This is a genomic window from Kitasatospora sp. NBC_01250 (assembly GCF_036226465.1).
Classification (GTDB): domain Bacteria; phylum Actinomycetota; class Actinomycetes; order Streptomycetales; family Streptomycetaceae; genus Kitasatospora.
Genome location: NZ_CP108476.1, coordinates 5,871,424 through 5,893,638, shown reverse-complemented (window position 1 = coordinate 5,893,638; position 22,215 = coordinate 5,871,424). Strand labels below are relative to the sequence as shown.

The following is a 22,215-nucleotide window of genomic DNA, read 5'->3' as shown; positions in this document are numbered from 1 at the left end:
GGGGTCCGTGCCGGTGCAGGTGACGGGGAGCGGAGGATCGGGAGCGGGGTGGCCCGGGGCGAAGTGGTCGGATACGCACCACCTCAGGATCTCGGGCCGCCCGCGACCCCGTCCCGGATACTGACGCCACGTCAGGCGAATGGCCCAACGCGCGGTCCCTGCAACGGCCGGGGCCGCGTGGTCAGTGCCCGGTGGCGCCGCCGTTGTCGCGGCGGTCGAGCGCCCGCTGCAGCGCGGCGGCGGCCTGCCCGGCACTCTGGCCGAAGCCGGCCGGGGCGTGCGGGTCGAGACGGCGCCGGCGGCGGCGCGGCTGTCCCGGGGCGCCCAGGACAGCGGCGTTCCGGGCGGCGATGCCGAGGGGGGCGGCGGTGTGACGGTGGCTGACCTGCTCTGCGGTGGAGGGCATACCGGGCTCCTTGGTCCAGAAGACGCCGTGCGGCGCCGGAAGCGGGAGGAGGGGGGTATACGCCTGGCGGGGATCGCCCGCCGCGCTGCGTACGGCGCACCCGGCCCGCGCGCGCCGGGCGGCTTGGTGGGGCCCTGGCGGGGGAACCGGATGGTCATTTCACGGTACGCCGAGCCCAGGCTGCTGTCTGCACGACTAGTTGGATTTCCTACTATCTGAGACGACTCTCACCCGGGCGGGCCCAACCGGGCCTGACCTGGCCGAAAACGCACGCCGACCCCGGACCGCTCGGCGGTCCGGGGTCGGCGAACTGACGGCGCGTCGGCCGGCCGGATCAGCCCAGGTCGACCCCGCGGGCGAACTTGGCGCCCACCTCGCTGGCGATCTCGGCCAGCACCTCCTGCGGGATCTGGGAGTCGACGGTGATCGAGGCCAGCGCGTCCTTGGTCTCGCCGTCCCGGGCCACCTGCATGCCGGCGATGTTGATGCCCGCGTCGCCGAGGATCCGGCCCAGGGTGCCGACCACGCCGGGGCGGTCCTCGTACTTGAAGAAGGCCATGTGGTCGGTGAGCGCCACGTCCACCTCGAAGGCGTCCACGCCGACGATCTTCTGCTGCTGCTTGGGGCCGGACAGCGTGCCGGAGATGGCGATCTCGGCGCCGTCGGCCAGGGTGCCGCGCACAGTGATCACGTTGCGGTGCTCGACGCTCTCGCTGCTCGTGGTCAGGCGTACCTCGACGCCGCGCTCCTGGGCGAACAGCGGGGCGTTGACGTAGGACACCGTCTCGGCCACGACATCCTCGAAGACGCCCTTGAGCGCGGAGAGTTCGAGCACCTTGACGTCGTGCTGGGTGATCTCGCCGCGCACCTCGACGTCGAGCCGCACCGCCACCTCGCCGGCCAGCGCGGTGAAGATCCGGCCGAGCTTCTCGGCCAGCGGCAGGCCGGGGCGCACGTCCTCGGCGATCACGCCGCCCTGGACGTTGACCGCGTCCGGGACCAGCTCGCCGGCCAGCGCCAGGCGCACCGACTTGGCGACGGCGATGCCGGCCTTCTCCTGCGCCTCGTCGGTGGAGGCGCCCAGGTGCGGGGTGGCCACCACGTTGTCGAAGGTGAAGAGCGGGGAGTCGGTGCACGGCTCCTTGGCGTAGACGTCGAGGCCGGCGCCGGCCACCCGGCCCTCCTTGAGGGCGGCGGCGAGCGCGGCCTCGTCGACGATGCCGCCGCGGGCGGCATTGACGATCCGCACGCTCGGCTTGACCTTGTGCAGCGCGTCGTCGCCGATCAGGCCGATCGTCTCGGGGGTCTTGGGCAAGTGGACGGTGATGAAGTCGGAGACCTCCAGCAGCTCGTCCAGCGAGAGCAGCTTGACGCCCATCTGGGCCGCGCGGGCGGCCTGGATGTAGGGGTCGTAGGCGACGATCTTCATGCCGAAGGCGGACATCCGCTGGGCGACCAGCACGCCGATCCGGCCCAGGCCCACCACGCCGAGGGTCTTCTCGGACAGCTCGACGCCGGTGTACTTGTTGCGCTTCCACTCACCGGCCTTGAGCGCGGAGTTGGCGGGCGCGATGTTGCGGGCCACCGAGATCAGCAGCCCGCAGGCGAGTTCGGCGGCGGTGACGATGTTGGAGGTCGGCGCGTTGACGACCATCACGCCGGCCTTGGTGGCGGCGGCGACGTCGACGTTGTCCAGGCCGACACCGGCCCGGGCGACCACCTTCAGCTTCTTCGCCACGGCCAGCGCCTCGGCGTCGATCCGGGTGGCCGAGCGGATCAGGATGGCGTCCACGTCCGCGATGGCGGTCAGCAGTTCGGTGCGGTCGGCTCCGTCGCAGTGGCGGATCTCGAAGTCCGGCCCCAGGGCGTCGACGGTGGCGGGCGACAGCTCTTCGGCGATCAGTACGACGGCGCTCTGAGAGGTCACGGCCTTGGATGTCACAGTGCTCACGACAGTTGGTCCTTACTGTCCGGTACTCCCCCGCTCCACGGTCACGTGGGTGGCGTGGCCGGCGCAGCGCTCCGGCGGGCGTGGGGATGGTGGCATGCCGCGTAGGTAGACGCACGACGCTGTGGGCCTGACGCGCACTCGGAAGTCTATCGGCGGGCAAGGGCTTTGCCTGTGCCCGTGCGGCGAAATCACCCGCACGGGACCGACGCCGTGTACAGCGGCGCAGCGGGCCCACGCCGGGCGCCGGAGCAACGGTGGGGACGGGCCCGTCGGCTTCCGATCGGGCCCGCCCCCACCACTCACCGACCGGCTGGTCAGGCCTCCTTGACCCAGCTCATCAGCTTGCGCAGCTCCTTGCCGGTGGTCTCCAGCAGGTGCTCGGAGTCCGCGGTCTTGTACTCGTTGTACTTCGGCAGACCGGCCTTGTACTCGGCGATCCAGGTGTTGGCGAAGGTGCCGTCCTGGATCTCGGCCAGGACCTTCTTCATCTCGGCCTTGGTGTCGGCGGTGATGATCCGCGGGCCGGTGACGTAGTCGCCCCACTCGGCGGTCTCGGAGACCGACCAGCGCATCTTCTCCAGGCCGCCCTCGTACATCAGGTCGACGATCAGCTTCAGCTCGTGCAGGCACTCGAAGTAGGCGATCTCCGGCTGGTAGCCGGCCTCGACCAGGGTCTCGAAACCGGCCTTGACCAGGGCGGCGGTGCCGCCGCAGAGGACCGCCTGCTCGCCGAACAGGTCGGTCTCGGTCTCCTCGGTGAAGGTGGTCTTGATGACGCCGGCCTTGGTGCCGCCGATGCCCTTGGCGTAGGAGAGCGCCAGCGCGAAGGCGCCGCCGGTGGCGTCCTGCTCGACGGCCACGATGCACGGCACGCCGCGGCCCTCGACGTACTGGCGGCGGACCAGGTGACCCGGGCCCTTGGGGGCCACCATGCAGACGTCGACGTCGGCCGGGGGCTTGATGAAGCCGAAGCGGATGTTCAGGCCGTGGCCGAAGAAGAGGGCGTCGCCCGCCTTCAGGTTCGGCTCGACGGCCTCCTTGTAGACGTCGGCCTGGATCGGGTCCGGCACCAGGATCATGATGACGTCGGCCTCGGCGGCGGCCTCGGACGGGGTGACCACGCGCAGGCCCTCCTCCTCGGCGGCGGCCCGGGACTTGGAGCCCTCCAGCAGGCCCACGCGGACGTCGACACCCGAGTCGCGCAGCGACAGCGCGTGGGCGTGGCCCTGGCTGCCGTAGCCGATGACCGCGACCTTGCGGCCCTGGATGATGGACAGGTCGGCGTCGTCTTCGTAGAACAGCTCGGCCACGGTGGGACTTCTCCTTGGTTGGTCACGTCGGTGCTCTGGCTACCGTACGCGCAGGTGACAGGGGTTCAGGGGGTCGCGCTCAGCTGCTGAGACAGCGGGGAGACGCGGTTCGGTCAGGCGCTGCGGTCGAGCGCGCGCAGCGAGCGGTCGGTGATCGACCGGGCACCGCGCCCGATCGCCACCAGGCCCGACTGCACGAGCTCCTTGATGCCGTACGGTTCCAGCATTCGCAGCATCGCCTCCAGCTTGTCCGAGCTGCCGGTGGCCTCGATGGTGACGGCGTCCGGCGACACGTCCACGGTCTTGGCGCGGAAGAGCTGCACGATCTCGACGACCTGGGACCGGGTCTCGTTGTCGGCCCGGACCTTGACCAGGACCAGTTCCCGCTGGATCGCAGCGGACTGGTCGAGCTCGACGATCTTTATCACGTTGACCAGCTTGTTGAGCTGCTTGGTGACCTGCTCAAGGGGCAGATCCTCGACGTTGACCACGATGGTCATCCGGGAGATGTCCGGGTGCTCGGTCGGGCCGACGGCGAGGGAGTCGATGTTGAAGCCCCGACGGGAGAACAGGGCGGCGACGCGGGCCAGCGCGCCGGGCTTGTTCTCGACCAGGACGGAGAGGGTGTGCTTGGACATGGTCTCTGATTCCTAGTTCGAGGTTCAGTCGAGGTCGTCGCCGAAGTCGGGGCGCACGCCCCGGGCGAAGAGGATCTCGTCGTTGCTGGTGCCGGCGGCCACCATCGGCCAGACCATGGCGTCCTGGTGGACGATGAAGTCGATCACCACCGGGCGGTCGTTGATCTCCATCGCCTGCTTGATCACCGCGTCCAGGTCCTCGGGGCGCTCGCAGCGCAGACCCACGCAGCCCATCGCCTCGGAGAGCAGCACGAAGTCCGGGATCCGGGTGCCCTGCGGCGGCGGGGCGACGCCGTCGTGCTCGGGGCCGGCGTGCAGCACGGTGTTGGAGTAGCGCTGGTTGTAGAAGAGGGTCTGCCACTGGCGGACCATGCCCAGCGAACCGTTGTTGATGACCGCGACCTTGATCGGGATGTTGTTCAGCGCGCAGGTGACCAGTTCCTGATTGGTCATCTGGAAGCAGCCGTCGCCGTCGATCGCCCAGACCGCGGCCTCCGGGCGGCCCGCCTTGGCGCCCATCGCGGCCGGGACCGCGTAGCCCATGGTGCCCGCGCCGCCGGAGTTGAGCCAGCTGGCCGGCTTCTCGTAGTTGATGAACTGCGAGGCCCACATCTGGTGCTGCCCGACGCCGGCCGCGTAGATCGCGTCCGAGCCGACCAGCTGCCCGATCCGCTCGATCACCTGCTGCGGCGACAACTCGCCGGCGGGGGCCGACTCGTAGCCCAGCGGGTAGGTCTTCTTCCACTCGTTGAGCTTGACCCACCAGTCGCTGTAGTCGCCCGTGCGGCCGGCCTCGTGCTCGGCCTGGACGGCGACGATCAGGTCGGCCAGCACCTCGCGCGCGTCGCCCACGATCGGCACGTCGGCCGGGCGGTTCTTGCCGATCTCGGCCGGGTCGATGTCGGCGTGCACCACCTTGGCGTACGGCGCGAAGCTGTCCAGCTTGCCGGTGACCCGGTCGTCGAACCGGGCGCCGAGGGTGAAGAGCAGGTCGGACTTCTGCAGGGCGGTGACCGCCGGGACGCTGCCGTGCATGCCGGGCATGCCCAGGTGCTGCGGGTGGCTGTCGGGGAAGGCGCCCAGCGCCATCAGCGTGGTGACCACCGGGGCGCCGGTCAGCTCGGCCAGGATCCGCAGCTCGGTGGTGGCGTTCGCCTTGAGCACGCCGCCGCCCACGTAGAGCACCGGCTTGCGGGCGGCGACCAGCAGCTTGGCGGCCTCGCGGATCTGCTTGGCGTGCGGCTTGGTGACGGGGCGGTAGCCCGGCAGCGACAGCTCCACCGGCCAGCGGAAGGTGGTGGTGGCCTGCAGCGCGTCCTTGGCGATGTCCACCAGCACCGGGCCCGGACGTCCGGTGGCGGCGATGTGGAAGGCCTCGGCGATCACCCGCGGGATCTCGGCCGGGTCGGTGACCAGGAAGTTGTGCTTGGTGATCGGCATCGTGATGCCGCAGATGTCCGCCTCCTGGAAGGCGTCGGTGCCGATCGCCTTGGAGGCGACCTGGCCGGTGATCGCGACCATCGGCACCGAGTCCATGTAGGCGTCGGCGATCGGGGTGACCAGGTTGGTGGCGCCCGGACCCGAGGTCGCCATGCAGACGCCCACCTTGCCGGTGGCCTGCGCGTATCCGGTGGCCGCGTGGCCCGCGCCCTGCTCGTGGCGGACCAGGATGTGCCGGACCTTGACCGAGTCCATCAGCGGGTCGTACGCCGGCAGGATCGCACCGCCCGGGATGCCGAAGACGGTCTCCGCGCCGACCGCCTCGAGCGAGCGGATGAGCGACTGCGCGCCGGTCATGGTCTCGACCACCGCGGGAGCCTCCTGGGACGGGCCGCCCTGCTGGTCCCCGCGGCGGGGGGATGCCGTGTGCTCAGTCATCTGCCTGTCTCTTCTCGGTTTCGGCCGGCCCGGCGGGCTCCCCCGGGGCGCTGTGCTGCTCCGCCGGCGAGGGTCCGGTAGCCGGGTGCTGGTCCGTTCCGTCCGATATCCGGAGGGACGAACCGGCGGTACATCGGTGTTCAAACAGTGCGAGTGCAACAAAAAACCCCTCGTGCCAAGGGCAAGCGAGGGGTGGCGCGTCGGCCAGGTACGAGTCCGGACGAGGTCCGGGGCTCAGCCGACGCGCCCGCCAAGTACGAGAATTCGGGTGGTCATGGCACCGACCTTGCTCCTCGGCGCGGGCCGATGTCAAGCAGGTGGGATCGACGTCTCGTTATGCGGACCGGCCGTGGACCCCGGCACGGTGCCGCAGGCGGCCTGGCACTCCGCGGACTCGTGCGCCGGGTGCGGCTGCGCGGGGCGGCCCGCGCCGGGCTCCGGACGTCCACCCGAACGGGTGTCGGCGGCGGACAGGTAGGCGAGCCGGGCCGAGACCGCGCCCAGCGGCCGGGGCAGCGGGTAGAGCCGGCGGGCCAGCGCCCGGCGCAGCCGGAACTCGTCCAGCGGCTGGGCGAAGGCCAGGCCCTGCCCGTACCGGCAGCCCAGCTCCTGCAGCACCGTCACCTGGCGCTCCTTGTCCACCCCCTCCGCGCAGGTGGCCAGGCCCAGTTCGCGGCCCAGCCGCAGCGCGTGGCCCGCCAGCGCCCGGCTGCGCGGGTTGTCGGCCAGCTCCTGGACCAGCGCGCGGTCCAGCTTCAGCGCGTCGAACGACAGCCGGGCCAGCGCGCTCAGCGAGCCGCTGCCGGCCCCGAAGCCGGCCAGCGCGGTGCCCACCCCGAGCCGGCGCAGCGCGGCCAGTTTGCGGCCCAGCTCGTCGGCCATGGCGTCCGATCCCATCCGGGCCAGCTCGATCACCAGCCGCCCGGGCGGCAGGCCGCACTCGCGCAGCGCCGCGGCGATGGTCTCGTGCACCCCGGGCGCGCACAGCCGCTCGGCGGTCAGCCGCACGGTGACCGGCACCGCGCCGGCCGGCCCGCGCCCCGCGCCGCCGGGGCCCACCGCCGAGCGCAGCGCGGCCTCGGCGATCGACTGCTGGAGCAGCCAGCGGGTGAACCGGCCGGCCGCGTCACCGGCCTCGGCGGCGCGCAGGAACTCGGCCGGGGTGAGCAGCAGGCCCTGGGCCGAGCGCCAGCGGGCCAGCGCCTCCACCCCGGCCACGGCGCCGGTGCGCAGGTCCACCACGGGCTGGTGGTACAGCGCGAAGCCGCCCTCGCGCACCGCCAGGCGCAGCCGGTCGTCCAGCTCCCGGCGGTGCTCCACGTCGGCCCGCATCGCGGAGCTGTAGAGCACCACCCGGCCCTTGCCCTCGGACTTGGCCCGGTACATCGCGAGGTCGGCGTCGCGCATCAGCTCGTCGGCCAGTACGGCCACCTCGCCCACCGGCTGGCCGTACTCGTCCAGGCCGCGCGGGCCGAAGGCGATCCCGATGCTGGCGGCCACCCCCAGTTCGGTGCCGCCGATCCAGTACGGCTCGGAGAGCGCCAGGCGCAGCCGCTCGGCCAGCTCCTGCACCCGCAGCCGGCCCAGCGGGCCGCAGACCAGCACCGCGAACTCGTCGCCGCCGAATCTGGCCACCGTGTCACCGGTGCGCACGGTGGCCTGCAGCCGGCGGGCCGCCTGCACCAGCAACTGGTCGCCGACCTGGTGCCCGACGGTGTCGTTGACCGCCTTGAAGCCGTCCAGGTCCAGGAAGAGCACCGCCACCGTGCCGGGCTCCTGGTAGGGGTGCTCGCGCGGGGACTCGGCCCCAGGCGGTTGGAGGGAGCGCCCGCCGAGCGAGGCGCGCAGCCGCTCGGCGAACAGCGCCCGGTTGGGCAGGTCGGTGAGCGGGTCGTGGAACGCGTTGTGCTGCAACTGCGCCTGCAGACTGACGCGTTCGGTGACGTCGCGGCTGTTCAGGATCAGCCCGTCGCGGTAGCGGTTGACGGTGGACTCCACGTGCAGCCACTCCCCGCCGCCGGCCCGGATCCGGCACTCCACCCGGGCGCTGGGCTCCATCGCGCGCGGGGTGGGCCGGTGCGCGGTGGGGGTGAGCTGGCGGGCCAGGCGCTGGCTGCGGGCCAGGAACCGGTGCACCTCGCCGACCACCCGGTCCGCGTCCTCGGGATGCACCAGGTCCAGCAGCCGGCCGCCGACCAGCTCCTCCGGATCGCGGCTGTAGACCCCGAGGGCGGCCGGCGAGACGTAGGAGAGCACACCGTTGGCGCCGGTGATCATGATCACATCGCTGGACCCCTGGACCAGCGAGCGGAAGTGCGCCTCCTTCTGGGCCAGCTCCTGGGCCAGCGACAGGTTGTCGAGCAGCATGATGCCCTGACGGACGATCAGGGCCAGGCCGACCGTGCAGGCGACCACGATCACCACCCGGTCCATCGGATGGCCTCCGAGGGCGTTGTCGAGGATGCCGGCCGTGCAGACCGCGGCGGCGGCGTACGGAGTCAGCGCGCTGAAGGTCGAGGCCACCCGGCGGCGCGGCAGGCCGCCGGCCGAGGGGTGCTCACGGCTCGGGCGCCCGCGCCCCCACCGGGTCGACCAGGGCGCCGAGGCGAGCAGCAGGCTGCCCGCGACCCAGCCCGCGTCCAGCAGGTTGCCGGAGTGGTAGGTGTCGTGCAGGGTGCGCGAGGTGAAGAGGCCGTCGCAGACCACGGTGACCGCCAGGGCCAGCATCACGGTGTGCACGGCGGCCCGGTTGCCGTCCCGGCCGCGGAAGCGCAGGCCGACCACGAGCGAGACCATCAGGATGTCCAGCACCGGGTAGGCCAGGCCCAGCGCCAGCCGCAGCGGGTCGCCGACCTCGCCCTCGGCGGTGCGGCCCAGCGCCAGGCTCCAGCTGAGCGTGAAGAGCGAGCCGGCCACCATCCAGCCGTCCAGCAGCAGGCAGAGCCAGCCGGCCGCGCCGCGCGGGCGCTGGGCCAGCACCAGCAGGCCGGTGATGGCCAGCGGGGCGAACGGCAGGAAGGCGTAGTCGGCCAGCGAGTCCGGCGGCAGGTCGGTGCGCAGCACCACCTCGTACCAGCCCCAGGTGCCGTTGCCGAGCGCCACGGAGGCGGAGGAGAGGCCGAAGAGCAGCCAGGCCGGCCGGGTCGGCCCGGGCACCGTGCAGCCGTGCGCCAGGCAGGACAGGGCGGCCACCATGGCCGCGCCCGCCAGGCCGAAGTCACCCATGAACTTCGCCACTGCCGGCGACCCCCAGCCGGTGGCGGCACCGACCGCGTAACCGAGGCCGAGCAGCGCCAGCAGCACCCCGGGCAGCCGGCCGATCGGCAGCAGCGGTCGGCGCCCCGGCGGCGGGCCGAGGGCCGAGGCGCCGGTGGGCACCGCACCGGGGGCGGGCGCCGCGGTGGTTTGCGGCTGCGTTGCCTCCCGGGGGCGGGCGGGCAGCGTCTGGGGCACGACGTCGGCCGGGCTCACCGGGCACCTCCCCCTCCGGTCCGGGGCACCGGCGGCGCACCGGGTCGGCCGAGCCCGGTACCGCCCGGGGTTCCCAGCCGGGACCCTGCACCACTTCGGTCACTCAATGACACGCGCACTCAACTTAGAGTAATGGTCCGAGAGTAGGGATATGCACCCGCTTCCACCAGATCGGCCCGGTTGGCCGTAGCGCACGCCCGGGAGCACGCGCGCCGGGGCGCGTGCGTCCGTGCGCCGGACTACGCGCCGCCGGATACCGGTACCAGGACGGGCTCGGGGAACAGCCGCAGCCGGTGGGCCAGCGCCGCCGCCTCGCCGCGCCCCGAGACCTCCAGCTTGGCCAGGATGTTGGAGACGTGCACGCTGGCCGTCTTCGGCGAGATGAAGAGCTCCTCGGCGATCTGGCGGTTGGTCCGGCCCTCGGCGAGCAGGCGCAGCACGTCCGTCTCCCGGGGCGTCAGGTGCAAGGCCGCGGCCCCCACCGCCGGCTCGCCGCCCGCCGTCGGCCCGCCCGCGGGCCGGCCCTCGTCGGCCGGCCCGGCGGCGCGCAGGACCCGGGCCACGCCGGCGCGCTCGGCCAGTCGGGCGATCTGCCTGGCCAGCTCCAGGTCACCGCGCAGCTCGGCCAACGGGCCCGCCTCGCGCAGCAGTTCGCCCGCCCGCTCACGCTCGCCCAGCGCTGCCGCCGCACCGGCCGCCCCCAGCAGCGCCAGCACCAGCGGATAGGGCAGCCCGGTGGCGCGCAGCGGCTCGACGGCAGCCGCCCAGTGCGCCGGGGTGTCGCTCCCCGTGGCCCTGGCCAGCTCGGCCTCGGCCAGCGCCAGCCAGCCCCGGTGCAGCGGGGCGAGCGGGCGCGCCACGGCCAGTTCGGCGGCGATCCGGCGCAGCACCTCGGGGCGGTCGGGCTCGGCGGCCGGCAGCCCGCGGGTGTCGGCCTCCACCCCGGCGGCCCGGGCCAGCAGCGGCAGCAGCACGGCGGTGCGGACCGGCGGGAGGGCGTCCAGCAGCGTGGTCAGGGCGCTCCTGGCCTTCAGCGGGTGCCCGGCGCGGGCGGCGAGTTCGAGCTCCAGCAGCGCGCTCGGCACCGTGTGCTGCGGCTGGTGCCGGTCACCGACCCGGGCCAGGGCGAGGAACTCCTCGGCCCTGGCCCACTCCCCGCGGTGCAGCGCGAGTTCGCCGCGCAGCCGGAACAGATAGGGGTCGTGGGCCTCGGGGCGCCCGTCGCCCTCCCAGTCGGCCAGCACGGCGGCCGCCTGCGCCGGGTCCCCGGCCATCAGCAGGCACTCCGCCAGGTTGCCGGCCAGGATCGCCCCGGTGTTGCGCAGCAGGCCGAGGTCACCGGCCACCGCCAGCCCCTCCCTGGCCAGCGCGACGGCCTCCTCGGCCCGGCCCAGCTGGCCGAGCATGCTGGCCAGGTTGTTCAGCCCCCGGGTCAGCAGGTCGGGCACGCTGAGCCGGCGGGCCTCGTCGATGGCCTCGCGCAGCGTCGTGATGCCGCGCTCGGGGTCGCCGAGGTCGGTGTGGATCGAGCCGAGGGTCATCCGGGCGAAGAGCTCGACGCTGGTCGCACCGACCTGGCGGGCGATCGCCACCGCCTGCTCGGCGATCGCCCGGTCGGCCTCGGTGACCTCGCGGAGCAGCGACTGGCCGGCCACCATCGCGTAGACGTCGGCCTTGACGGCCGAGGGCGGCGTGCTCTCGACCAGCCGCCGGGCGTGCGCCAGCTCCTGGTCGCCGCCGAGACGGTTGAGGTGGGCCAGCATCCGGGCCCGGTTCATCCGGAACCAGGCCGCGCGCAGCGGGTTCTCGGCCTCGTCCACCAGTTTGAGGGCCCGCTTGGCCAGGCTCAGGCCGCGGTCCCGGTCGCCGGACCGACGGGCCGCGACCACCGCCTCGGCCAGCACGTCGACCAGGCGCAGCCGGTCGCACTCGGTCCGGTGGGCGGCCGGCTCGCAACAGCACGGCGGGTAGCTCTCGGCCCAGTCGTACGGGCGCAGGGTGGTCCGCAGGCTCTCCTCGTCCACCTCGTCCCACACCTCGATGGCCCGCTCCAGCAGGCTGAGCTGCTCGGCGAAGGCGTTGCGGCGCCGGGCGGCCCGGGCGGCCTCCAGCGCGGACGGCAGCGCGCGGGCCGGATCGTGCGCGTGGTACCAGTAGTTGGCCAGCCGGGCCGGCTGCTGGTCGCCGCCGACCAGGCCGGGATCGGCCGCCAGGGCCTCGGCGAAACGGCGGTTGATCCTGGTCCGCTCGCCGGGCAGCAGGTCGTCCGAGACCGCCTCGCGGACCAGCGCGTGCCGGAACCGGTAGCCCTCGCCGTCCTTGTCCGGCTGCAGGATGTTGGCGCCGACCGCGGTGCGCAGCGCGTCCAGCAGGTCGTCCGCATCGGCCTCGCGCCCGCTCGCCAGGACCGCTTCGAGCAGCTGGTGCTCGACCCGCGAGCCGCCCTCGGCGGCGATCCGCAGCACCCGCTGGGTCTGCTCGGGCAGTGCCTCCACCCGCACCAGCAGGATGTCGCGCAGCGAGTCGCTCAGCCCCACCGAGCAGCCCTCCTGGTGCGAGCAGGCCAGCTCCTCGACGAAGAACGGGTTGCCCTCCGAGCGGCGGTGGATCCGCGCGACCAGCCGGCCGTCCGGCGCCTCGACGCCCAGGATGCCCGCCAGCTGGGCGGCCACCTCGTGCTGGCCGAACCGCTCCAGCTCCAGGCGGTGCACGGTGCGCTGGCGTTCCAGCTCGGCCAGGAACGGGCGCAGCGGGTGGCGGCGGTGCAGGTCGTCGGTGCGGTAGGTGGCCAGGATCAGCACCCGGGACCGGTGCAGGGTGCTGATCAGATAGCTGAGCAGCTCACGGGTGGAGCGGTCGGACCAGTGCAGGTCCTCGATCGCCAGCACCAGGGTGCGCTCGGCGCTCAGCCGCTCGAAGAGGCGGCCGACGTGCTCGAACAGCCGGGCCCGGCCGTACTCGTCGTTGGGTTCGGCGTCGGCCTCGCCGAACTCGGGCAGCAGCCGGGCGAGATGGCCCTCCATGCCGGCGGCGGCCTGCTCCAGCTCGGGGCCCAGCCGGCGGTGCAGCCGGCGCAGGGCGGTGACCAGCGGGGCGTACGGCAGCCCGGTGGCACCGACCTCCAGGCAGTTGCCGAGCATGGTGACGGCGGCCGGCCGCTCCTCGCGCTCGGCCCGGCAGAGGAACTCCTCCAGCAGCCGGGTCTTGCCCACCCCCGCCTCGCCGCCGACCAGCAGCGCCTGCGGCTGCCCGGCCGCGGCACGGCGCAGTGCCCTGGTGAGCGAGGCGATCTCGCTGCCACGGCCGACGAACACAGGACTGACCGAGATCTGCTCCACGGCGCAGAGCATGCCACAGCGGTCCGACGGGGGCCGAACGGTTATCCCGGGGAGCGGACCTGGCGATCCGTCGGCAGGCGTGCGCGCGGACGCGACGCGGGGGAGGGCGCCCTCGGCATCCCTCCCCCGCGTCGCATGCCCCTGCGGTCGCAGCGCTCTCGACGGAGCGTCGCAGACCGGTGGTCCGATCAGCATTCGCCGATCCCGGGCGAGCCGGCCGTGCTCACCACCGGGCGGCGGGCGGCCGTCGTCCGGGCGGCGGGCGCCTGGTGGGCCTGGCGCGGGCCGCGGCGCAGGCCCGCGGCGAGGCGGCCGAGGCGGCCCGTGCCGCCCTGGCGCGCCCGGTCGGCCTGACGGGCCTGTGCCACCAGGCGCCGGTGGGCGGCCTCGGCGCGCAGCTCGGCACCGCGCTGGCTGTAGAGCTGGTACTCGATCTCGGTCATGGTGCGTTCCCCTCGGAATCCCTGCGGGACGCTTCCCGGTCCCCTGCGGCCGGTCCGTCGTCCGATACCTAGAGACTCCTCGCCCAGGGGGGTGCGGCACATCGGCAGCATGCCCGATCTTGGGAGGGGTGGGCGCCTTAGAAGGAGAGGCAAAAGCCCGTGGCCACCCCTAAGGAGGGGTGGCCACGGGCTTCGCGAGGTCCTTAGAGCGCTACTCAGGCGGCGCCGAGCCGCTCCAGACGGCGCCCGATGTCCTTACGCGGCAAGCCGCTCCAGGATCAGGTCCTTCACCTTGGCCGCGTCGGCCTGGCCGCGGGTGGCCTTCATGACCGCGCCGACCAGCGCGCCCACCGCCTGCACCTTGCCGCCGCGGATCTTCTCGGCGACGTCCGGGTTGTCGGCGATCACCTGGTCGACGGCGGCGCCGAGCGCGGAGTCGTCCGAGACCACGGCCAGCCCGCGGGCGGCCACCACCTCGTCCGGCCCGCCCTCGCCGGCCAGCACGCCCTCGATCACCTGGCGGGCCAGCTTGTCGTTCAGCTTGCCCTCGGCGACCAGCGCGCAGACCCGGGCCACCTGGACCGGGGTGATCGGCTGCTCGGACAGCTCGGTGCCGGTCTCGTTGGAGCGGCGGGCCAGCTCGCCCAGCCACCACTTGCGGGCCTGGTCGGCCGGCGCACCGGCCGCGATGGTCTGCTCGATGAGCTCCACCGCACCGGCGTTGAGCACCGACTGCATGTCCAGGTCGGACAGGCCCCACTCGGCCTGCAGCCGGGCCCGGCGCACCCGGGGCAGCTCGGGCAGCTCGGCCCGCAGCTGCTCGACCCACTCGCGGGCCGGGGCGATCGGGACCAGGTCCGGCTCGGGGAAGTAGCGGTAGTCCTCGGCGTTGTCCTTGATCCGGCCGGCGGTGGTGGAGCCGTCCTCCTCGTGGAAGTGCCGGGTCTCCTGGACGATGGTGCCGCCGTCGGTCAGCACGGTGGCGTGCCGCTGGATCTCGAACCGGGCCGCCCGCTCCACGCTGCGCAGCGAGTTGACGTTCTTGGTCTCCGAGCGGGTGCCGAAGGTCTTGGTGCCGTTGGGGCGCAGCGACAGGTTGACGTCGCAGCGCATCTGGCCCTTGTCCATCCGCGCCTCGGAGACGCCCAGCGCCTTGATCAGCTCGCGCAGCTCGGCGACGTACGCCTTGGCCACCTCGGGGGCGCGCTCGCCCGCGCCCTCGATCGGCTTGGTGACGATCTCGATCAGCGGGATGCCGGCCCGGTTGTAGTCCAGCAGCGAGTGCGTGGCGCCGTGGATCCGGCCGGTGGCACCGCCGACGTGGCTGGACTTGCCGGTGTCCTCCTCCATGTGCGCGCGCTCGATCTCGACCCGGAAGGTCTCGCCGTCCTCCAGGCGCACGTCGAGGTAGCCGTTGAAGGCGATCGGCTCGTCGTACTGCGAGGTCTGGAAGTTCTTCGGCATGTCCGGGTAGAAGTAGTTCTTCCGCGCGAACCGGCACCACTCGGCGATCTCGCAGTTCAGCGCGAGGCCGATGCGCACCGCGGACTCCACGCCGACCGCGTTCACCACGGGCAGCGAGCCGGGCAGACCCAGGCAGGTCGGGCAGGTCTGCGAGTTCGGCTCGGCACCGAGCTCGGTGGAGCAGCCGCAGAACATCTTCGTCTTGGTGCCCAGCTCGACGTGGACCTCCAGACCCATCACCGGGTCATAGGAGGCGAGCGCGTCGTCGTAGGACACCAGGTTCATGACGCTCACAGCGTCCCCTTCACTAAAAAGACTTGGGAGGTACCGGTCCGGTCCCGCGGGCGGGACCGGACCGACGGGGCGTCAGCCCGCGAGGACGTCGTCGCTGCCCAGCTGCCGCAGCTCACGGACCAGCAGCAGCGTGCCGGTGAGCAGCGCGGCGGCGCCGACCACGGCGTTGGCCAGCAGCAGCGTGTCGTTCTCGCTGCGAGCCTTCCGGAATTCCTTGACGACGCCCAGCGCACCGAAGGTGCTGGTGCCGATGGACAGCCACAGACCGGGCTTGCTGTGCTTCCAGCCCTTGATCTGCGAACTGCTGGCCTTGGCCTTCTCGATCTTGCTCACAGTGCCGGTGCCTCCTCGAGCAGGGGATGCCCCCACTTGTCGTTGAGTGCGGCCTCGACGGCGCCGCCCACGCGGTACAGGCGGTCGTCCGCCATCGCGGGTGCGATGATCTGCAGGCCGACCGGGAGATTGTCCTCCGGGGCCAGGCCGCAGGGCAGCGACATGGCCGCGTTGCCCGCCAGGTTCGAGGGGATGGTGCACAGGTCGGCCAGGTACATCGCCATCGGGTCGTCGGCGCGCTCGCCGATCGGGAAGGCGGTGGTGGGGGTGGTCGGCGAGACCAGCACGTCGACGTCGGCGAAGGCGGCGTCGAAATCGCGCGAGATCAGGGTGCGGACCTTCTGGGCCGAGCCGTAGTACGCGTCGTAGTAGCCCGAGGAGAGCGCGTAGGTGCCCAGGATGATGCGGCGCTTGACCTCGGGGCCGAAGCCGGCCTCGCGGGTGAGCGCGGTGACCTGCTCGGCGGAGGCGGTGCCGTCGTCGCCGACCCGCAGGCCGTAGCGCATCGCGTCGAAGCGGGCCAGGTTGGAGGAGGCCTCGCTGGGCGCGATCAGGTAGTACGCCGGCAGCGCCAGGGTGAAGGACGGGCAGGAGACCTCGACGACCTCGGCGCCCAGCTCGCGCAGCAGCTCCACGCTCTCGTTGAAGCGCTGCATCACGCCGGCCTGGTAGCCCTCGCCGGCGAACTCCTTGACCACGCCGATCTTCATGCCGCGCACGTCGCGCCGCCGGGCGGCCTCGACCACGGCCGGCACCGGGGCGTCGATCGAGGTGGAGTCCAGCGGGTCGTGGCCGGCGATCGCCTCGTGCAGCAGCGCCGCGTCCAGCACGGTGCGGGCGCAGGGGCCGCCCTGGTCGAGCGAGGAGGAGAAGGCGACCAGGCCGTAGCGGGAGACCGAGCCGTAGGTGGGCTTGACGCCGACCGTGCCGGTGACGGCGCCGGGCTGGCGGATCGAGCCGCCGGTGTCGGTGCCGATCGCCAGCGGGGCCTCGTAGGCGGCCAGCGCGGCCGCCGAGCCGCCGCCGGAGCCGCCGGGGATCCGGGACAGGTCCCAGGGGTTGCCGGTGGTGCCGAAGGCGGAGTTCTCGGTGGAGGAGCCCATCGCGAACTCGTCCATGTTGGTCTTGCCCAGGATGACCACGCCCGCGTCCTTCAGACGGGACGTCAGGGTCGCGTCGTAGGGCGGGATCCAGCCTTCGAGGATCTTGGAGCCGCAGGTGGTGGGGACGCCCTTGGTGGTGAAGACGTCCTTGAGCGCGAGCGGCACGCCGGCCAGCGGGCCGAGCTCCTCGCCCTTGGCGCGCTTGTCGTCCACCGCGCGGGCCGCGGCCAGCGCGCCCTCGGTGTCCACGTGCAGGAAGGCGTTGACCTTCTTGTCGACGGCGTCGATCCGGTCCAGGTGCGCCTGGGCCACCTCGACCGCGCTGACGGTGCCGGCCGCGACGGCGGCGGCGGTCTCGGCAGCGGTGTACTTGATGAGGTCGGTCATCGGTGGTCAGTCCTCCCCGAGGATCTGCGGAACCCGGAAACGCTGCTCCTCGGCGGCCGGGGCGCCGGAGAGCGCCTGCTCGGGCGTGAGCGAGGGGCGCACCTCGTCCGCGCGCATGACGTTCGTCAGCGGCAGCGGGTGGGAGGTCGGCGGGACGTCCGCTCCGGCGACCTCGGAAACGCGGGCGACCGCGCCGATGATCACGTCAAGCTGCTCGGCGAAGTGGTCAAGCTCCTCCGCCTGCAACTCCAGACGCGACAGCCGGGCGAGGTGGGCGACCTCCTCGCGCGTGATGCCAGGCATGCAGCGATCCTCAAGGTGAGTTCTGAATGAGGCCGGCGGCGCCCGATGGGGCGAGCACCGACCCGGACGGGGACCTGCGGGCAGGGCCGCGCCGGTCTCCGTCCTCTTGTCTGTGCTGACCATCCTAGGGGGTTTGACGACAGGCCCTGGGGTGCGCCGGATGTCGCGGACGTTACTGCGGGCTGGTGGGGGCCTCGGTGGGCGGGCTCAGCGGCTGCCGGGGCAGGCCGGGGCAGGGCAGCTCGGCCTGCCCGGTCCAGCGCTCCAGGTGGGTGAGCCGCTCGGCGGAGGGCGGCCCGGTGCGGTGCACCCGCAGCCAGGCGGTGGCCTGGTCGGCGGGCAGCGCGGCGGAGACCAGCCAGCCCTGCACCGCGTCCACGCCCAGGCCGTGCAGGCGCTCCCAGGTCTCGTCGTCCTCCACGCCCTCGGCCACCACGGTCAGGCCCAGCGAGTGGGCCAGCTCCACCGAGCAGCGCACCACGGCCGCGTCGTGGTCGTCGGCGACCATCCGGGAGACGAAGGAGCGGTCGATCTTCAGCTCGCCGACCGGCAGGCTGCGCAGCCGCACCAGCGAGGAGTGGCCGGTGCCGAAGTCGTCCAGCGACATCCCCACGCCGTGCCGGCGCAGCTCGGCCAGGGTGTCGGCGGCCCGCCGCGAGTCGTCGAGCAACAGCCGCTCGGTGATCTCCAGTTGGAGCGCGTGGGCCGGGACCTGGTGGCGGCTGAGGTGGGCGGCCACCCGCTCGGCGAAGCCGGGGTTGAGCACGTCGCGCGGCGAGACGTTGACGGCCACCTGCACCTGCAGGCCCTGCCCGCGCCAGGCGGCGAGCTGGCCGATCGCGGCCTCCAGCACGTAGTCGGTGAGCCGGGGCATCAGGCCGCTGGACTCGGCGAGGCCGACGAACTCGTCCGGGGAGACCTTGCCGCGCCCGGGGCGCTCCCAGCGCAGCAGCGCCTCCAGGCCCACCACCCGGCCGTCGAAGGCCACCTTGGGCTGGTAGTGCAGCTGCACCTCGCCGGTCTCCAGCGCCCGGCGCAGGTCGCCGAGCAGGCCGATCCGGTAGGGGGTGTCGGCGTCCTGCGAGTGGTCGTACTGTTCGACACCGGTGCGTCCGCGCTGCGCGTGGCCCATCGCGACGTCCGCGCGCCGCAGCAACGATTCTGCGTCGCCCGCGTGCTGCGGGTAGACGCAGACACCGGCGCTGGCCTCCAGCACCAGCAGCAGGCCGTCGAGCCGGATCGGCGCGGCCAGCTCGGCGATCAGCGCCTTGGCCAGGCGCTCCAGGGTGTCGGCGTGCCCGACGCCGGGCAGCAGGACGGCGAACTCGTCGCCGCCCATCCGGGCCACCACCGCACGGCGGGCGTGCTCGGCGGCGGGCGGCAGGCAGGCCAGCAGCTCCTCGGTCTCGCGGCGGCGGTCGGCGGCGCCCAGCTGGCCGAGGGGGTCGCCCGGCGGGGCCACGGACGGCAGCGCGGCGAGCGGCGAGGTGAGGGGGAAGGCGGGGACCGCGGGGCCCGGGTCGAGCGGGAGCGGCTGGCCCGGCGGGGCCGGCAGGTAGGGCGGGGCGAGCAGGTCGCGGGGGCCGGACGGCGCCGACGGGTACGGCCCCGCGGGCGATCCGGTGCCGGGCGGTGCGGCGGCGAACGGTCCGGCGGGCGGCGGCGGCACGGCACCGAGGTCGAGCCGGGCGGTGGGAGCCGCGCCGTACCCGGTGGCCGTCGCGGGCGCCGGGGGCGCGGTGCCCGGTCCGGCGCCCGGCAGGCCCGGGCGGGCGTCCAGTTGGCCGCCGCGCAGCACCCGGTGCAGCCGGCGGCCGATGTGCACGAGTAAGCGGTCGCCGGCGGCATGCCCGAGAGTGTCGTTCAACGACCGGAACCGATCGAGGTCGAGCAGGATCAGCCCGACGCTGTACCCCTCCTCGGCCTCGTGCTCGGCGATCGACTCCTGCGCGGCCAGCAGCAGCGCATGTCGGTTCGGCAGTCCGGTCAGCGGATCGGTGAGCTGGTCCCTGGCCCGGTCACGGGCGATCCGCCAGGCCGCCACCAGGACGGCCATCGGGACCGCGAAGAGCGGCAGCAGTTCGGGCTCGTGCCGGCTGACCAGGACGGCCAGCGGGATGAGCGGTGCGGCCCCGGCCAGCAGGACGCCGAGCAGCAGGACCGCACCCGCAACCCCCTGCGGCGGACGCGTCAGCGCACCGCCGGTCGTACGATCCATACGCCCTGTCCTCCGTCAGGCCCGCCCCCGCCAGGCCGCATCGCGGCTGGAACCGACCGGAAGAACAGTCGGTCCTGACACCCCTGATCACGTGTCAGTCGGTCTCAGCCGGGAAGCGCCCCCTGTCGACGCCCTAGGACCCGGTGCCCCCGTCCTGCTGACACACTGTTGCGCTCCAGGGTAAGTCCGCCCTCACCGTGAGGGCGGACTTTCGGTCATCCGGGAGCACGCCAGCACGGGTCCGGCGCCACACAGTGACACGATGCCCCCTTTGCGCGCCCACCACCCTGGTGACGGGGCATCAGCACGATAACAAGAGGGACACGTCAGGCCTGGTCAGCCCCCTCGGGGGTTACCTCGGCCGGCCCCTGCGCGGGGGGCTCAGTGGCGGCCCCGGCGGCGGGGTCGGCGGCGGGCTCCTCCAGCGGGGGCAGGCCCAGGTGCTCGCGGGCCGCCGCCGGGCCGCGCTCCAGCAGCACGGCGAAGCCGGCGTCGTCCAGGACGGCCAGCCCCAGCTGCACCGCCTTGTCATACTTCGACCCCGGATTGTCACCGACCACCACGAAGTGGGTCTTCTTCGAAACCGATCCAGTCACCTTCGCCCCACGCGAGACCAGCGCCTCCTTGGCGCCGTCCCGGGTGTGGTCGGCCAGCGTGCCGGTGACCACCACGGTGAGCCCCTCCAGCGGCCGCTCCCCCGCCTCCTCGGTGGCCTCCTCGACGAAGCGCACCCCGGCCGCGCGCCACTTGGCGACGATCTCGCGGTGCCACTCCTCCTCGTACCACTCGATGATCGCCCGCGCGATGACCGGGCCGACGCCCTCGGTGGCCGCCAGCTGCGCCTCGTCGGCCGCGAAGATCGCGTCCAGGTCGCGGAACTCGCGGGCCAGCGCCTGGGCCGCGACCGGCCCGACATGACGGATCGACAGGCCGTTGAGGTAGCGCCAGAGCGGTCGCTCCCTGGCGGCTGCCAGGTTGTCCAGCAGCAGCCCTGCCGTCTTCTTCGGCTCGCCCTTGAGGTTGGCGAAGAAGGTGACCTTCTTCTCCTTGCCGGTCTTGTCGTCCAGCTTCGGCATGCCGGTCTTCTGGTCGCGCACCAGCACCTTGATCGGCAGCAGCTGCTCGACGGTCAGGCCGAAGATGTCCCCCTCGTTCTTGACGGGCGGCTCCTTGGGCTCCAGCGGCTGGGTGAGCGCGGTCGCGGCCACGTAGCCCAGGCCCTCGATGTCCAGCGACTCGCGACCGCCCAGGTAGGCGATCCGCTCGCGGACCTGGGCCGGGCAGAACCGGGCGTTGGGACAGCGCAGGTCGATGTCGCCCTCCGACATCGGACGCAGCTCGCTGCCGCACTCGTGGCAGTGGCTCGGCATCACGAACTCCCGCTCGGTGCCGTCCCGCAGATCCTCCACCGGGCCGAGGATCTCCGGGATCACGTCGCCGGCCTTGCGCAGCACCACGGTGTCGCCGAGCAGCACGCCCTTGGCCTTGACCACGTCCTGGTTGTGCAGCGTGGCGTACTGCACCATCGAGCCGGCCACCTTCACCGGCTCGGCCAGCACCGCGAACGGGGTGGCCCGGCCGGTGCGCCCGATGCCGACCTGGATCCGGTCCAGCTTGGCGGTGACCTCCTCCGGCGGGTACTTCCAGGCAATCGCCCAGCGCGGCGACTTGGAGGTCGCGCCGAGCCGGCCCTGCAGCGCGATCTCGTCCACCTTGACCACCACGCCGTCGATCTCGTGCTCGACCGAGTGGCGCTGCTCGCCGTACTGCTTGATGAAGGCGCGCACCTCCTCGAGGGTCGAGACCACCCGGTTGTGCCGGGCGGTGGGCAGGCCCCAGTCGCGCAGCAGCTGGTAGGCGTGCGACTGGCAGTCGATCTCGAAGCCCTCGCGGGCGCCGATCCCGTGCACCACCATGTGCAGCGGGCGCGAGGCGGTGACCAGCGGGTCCTTCTGGCGCAGCGAGCCGGCGGCGGCGTTGCGCGGGTTGGCGAAGAGCTTGATCAGGGCGCGCGGGCGCTTGCCCTCCTTGGCGCGCTCCTCGTTCTCCAGCCGGCGGCGCTCGTTCTCGGCCGCGAAGGAGGCGTTGAGCTCGGCGAAGGCCTCGGTGGGCAGGTAGACCTCGCCGCGGATCTCCACCAGGGCGGGGACGTCCTCGCCCTTGAGCTGGTGCGGGATCTCCTTGATGGTGCGGATGTTGGTGGTGATGTCCTCGCCGACCCGGCCGGTACCGCGGGTGGCGGCGAGCACCAGGCGGCCGTGCTCGTAGGTGAGGTTGACCGCCAGGCCGTCCACCTTGAGCTCGCACAGGTAGTGGTAGTCGACGCCGTCCAGCTCGCGGGCCACCCGCTCGGCCCAGGCGGCCAGCTCCTCCTCGTCCATGGCGTTGTCCAGGCTGAGCAGCCGCTCGCGGTGCTCGACCTTGGTGAAGCCCTCGGCGGCCCCGCCGCCCACCTTCTGGGTCGGCGAGTCGGGGGTGACCAGCACCGGGTGCTCGGCCTCGATCGCCTCCAGCTCGCGCATCAGCCGGTCGAACTCGGCGTCGCTGACGATCGGCGCGTCCTGCTCGTAGTACCGGACGCGGTGGTCCTCGACCTCGGCCGCCAGCTCGACGTGGCGCCTGCGCACCTCCGCCGGGACCTCTTCCCAGCCCTCGACAGCCGCCACCGTACGCCTCCA

General features: G+C 73.1%; 14 protein-coding genes. All 14 read right to left on the bottom strand.

Annotated elements, in window-relative coordinates; translation table 11 throughout:
• Window positions 1-181: 181 nt before the first annotated feature.
• The 14 genes from OG500_RS24885 to ligA all read right to left on the bottom strand — a co-directional run bounded on the left by OG500_RS24885 (window position 182) and on the right by ligA (window position 22,203).
• Window positions 182-406, bottom strand: coding sequence for a hypothetical protein (locus tag OG500_RS24885; protein WP_327069044.1), 225 nt, complete (start codon window positions 404-406; stop codon window positions 182-184).
• Between the two features lie 334 nt (window positions 407-740).
• On the bottom strand, window positions 741-2,333 hold the full coding sequence (gene serA, locus OG500_RS24880) for a phosphoglycerate dehydrogenase (RefSeq protein WP_327071679.1): 1,593 nt from the start codon (window positions 2,331-2,333) through the stop codon (window positions 741-743).
• 338 nt (window positions 2,334-2,671) lie between these two features.
• Window positions 2,672-3,667 carry a ketol-acid reductoisomerase gene (gene ilvC, locus OG500_RS24875; protein WP_327069043.1) on the bottom strand — a complete coding sequence of 332 codons (996 nt, stop codon included), beginning with the start codon at window positions 3,665-3,667 and terminating at the stop codon, window positions 2,672-2,674.
• A gap of 113 nt (window positions 3,668-3,780) precedes the next feature.
• Window positions 3,781-4,305, bottom strand: a complete 525-nt coding sequence (gene ilvN / locus OG500_RS24870; protein WP_184935429.1) for an acetolactate synthase small subunit — start codon at window positions 4,303-4,305, stop codon at window positions 3,781-3,783.
• Between the two features lie 24 nt (window positions 4,306-4,329).
• The gene (locus tag OG500_RS24865) at window positions 4,330-6,183 is read right to left on the bottom strand and encodes an acetolactate synthase large subunit (protein ID WP_327069042.1); all 1,854 of its coding nucleotides are present in this window, start codon (window positions 6,181-6,183) and stop codon (window positions 4,330-4,332) included.
• A gap of 309 nt (window positions 6,184-6,492) precedes the next feature.
• Window positions 6,493-9,654 (bottom strand): putative bifunctional diguanylate cyclase/phosphodiesterase, encoded by a 3,162-nt coding sequence (locus tag OG500_RS24860; protein ID WP_329583533.1) that lies wholly within the window; start codon window positions 9,652-9,654, stop codon window positions 6,493-6,495.
• 239 nt (window positions 9,655-9,893) lie between these two features.
• Window positions 9,894-12,992 (bottom strand): helix-turn-helix transcriptional regulator, encoded by a 3,099-nt coding sequence (locus tag OG500_RS24855; RefSeq protein WP_327069040.1) that lies wholly within the window; start codon window positions 12,990-12,992, stop codon window positions 9,894-9,896.
• A gap of 188 nt (window positions 12,993-13,180) precedes the next feature.
• Window positions 13,181-13,435 carry a hypothetical protein gene (locus OG500_RS24850; protein ID WP_327069039.1) on the bottom strand — a complete coding sequence of 85 codons (255 nt, stop codon included), beginning with the start codon at window positions 13,433-13,435 and terminating at the stop codon, window positions 13,181-13,183.
• A 255-nt stretch (window positions 13,436-13,690) separates the two neighbouring features.
• Window positions 13,691-15,193: an Asp-tRNA(Asn)/Glu-tRNA(Gln) amidotransferase subunit GatB gene (gene gatB / locus OG500_RS24845; RefSeq protein ID WP_327069038.1), complete on the bottom strand. Its 1,503-nt coding sequence runs from the start codon at window positions 15,191-15,193 to the stop codon at window positions 13,691-13,693.
• 72 nt (window positions 15,194-15,265) lie between these two features.
• Window positions 15,266-15,526, bottom strand: coding sequence for a hypothetical protein (locus OG500_RS24840; RefSeq protein WP_327069037.1), 261 nt, complete (start codon window positions 15,524-15,526; stop codon window positions 15,266-15,268).
• Entirely contained in the window at window positions 15,523-17,016 is a 1,494-nt protein-coding gene (gatA, locus tag OG500_RS24835) for an Asp-tRNA(Asn)/Glu-tRNA(Gln) amidotransferase subunit GatA (RefSeq protein WP_327069036.1), read from the bottom strand. Before gatA ends, OG500_RS24840 begins: the two co-directional genes overlap by 4 nt.
• A 6-nt stretch (window positions 17,017-17,022) precedes the next feature.
• Window positions 17,023-17,319, bottom strand: coding sequence for an Asp-tRNA(Asn)/Glu-tRNA(Gln) amidotransferase subunit GatC (gene gatC / locus OG500_RS24830; protein WP_184935436.1), 297 nt, complete (start codon window positions 17,317-17,319; stop codon window positions 17,023-17,025).
• Window positions 17,320-17,491: 172 nt separating this feature from the next.
• Window positions 17,492-19,537, bottom strand: a complete 2,046-nt coding sequence (locus OG500_RS24825; protein WP_327069035.1) for a putative bifunctional diguanylate cyclase/phosphodiesterase — start codon at window positions 19,535-19,537, stop codon at window positions 17,492-17,494.
• 326 nt (window positions 19,538-19,863) lie between these two features.
• Window positions 19,864-22,203 carry an NAD-dependent DNA ligase LigA gene (gene ligA / locus OG500_RS24820; RefSeq protein WP_327069034.1) on the bottom strand — a complete coding sequence of 780 codons (2,340 nt, stop codon included), beginning with the start codon at window positions 22,201-22,203 and terminating at the stop codon, window positions 19,864-19,866.
• Between the last annotated feature and the right edge of the window lie 12 nt (window positions 22,204-22,215).

Coding starts and splice junctions, on each gene's coding strand:
- OG500_RS24850 (WP_327069039.1), bottom strand. CDS start 13,435: ATGACCGAGATCGAGTACCAGCTCTACAGCCAGCGCGGTGCCGAGCTG.
- gatA (WP_327069036.1), bottom strand. CDS start 17,016: ATGACCGACCTCATCAAGTACACCGCTGCCGAGACCGCCGCCGCCGTC.
- gatC (WP_184935436.1), bottom strand. CDS start 17,319: ATGCCTGGCATCACGCGCGAGGAGGTCGCCCACCTCGCCCGGCTGTCG.
- OG500_RS24865 (WP_327069042.1), bottom strand. CDS start 6,183: ATGACTGAGCACACGGCATCCCCCCGCCGCGGGGACCAGCAGGGCGGC.
- OG500_RS24885 (WP_327069044.1), bottom strand. CDS start 406: ATGCCCTCCACCGCAGAGCAGGTCAGCCACCGTCACACCGCCGCCCCC.
- ilvN (WP_184935429.1), bottom strand. CDS start 4,305: ATGTCCAAGCACACCCTCTCCGTCCTGGTCGAGAACAAGCCCGGCGCG.
- OG500_RS24825 (WP_327069035.1), bottom strand. CDS start 19,537: ATGGATCGTACGACCGGCGGTGCGCTGACGCGTCCGCCGCAGGGGGTT.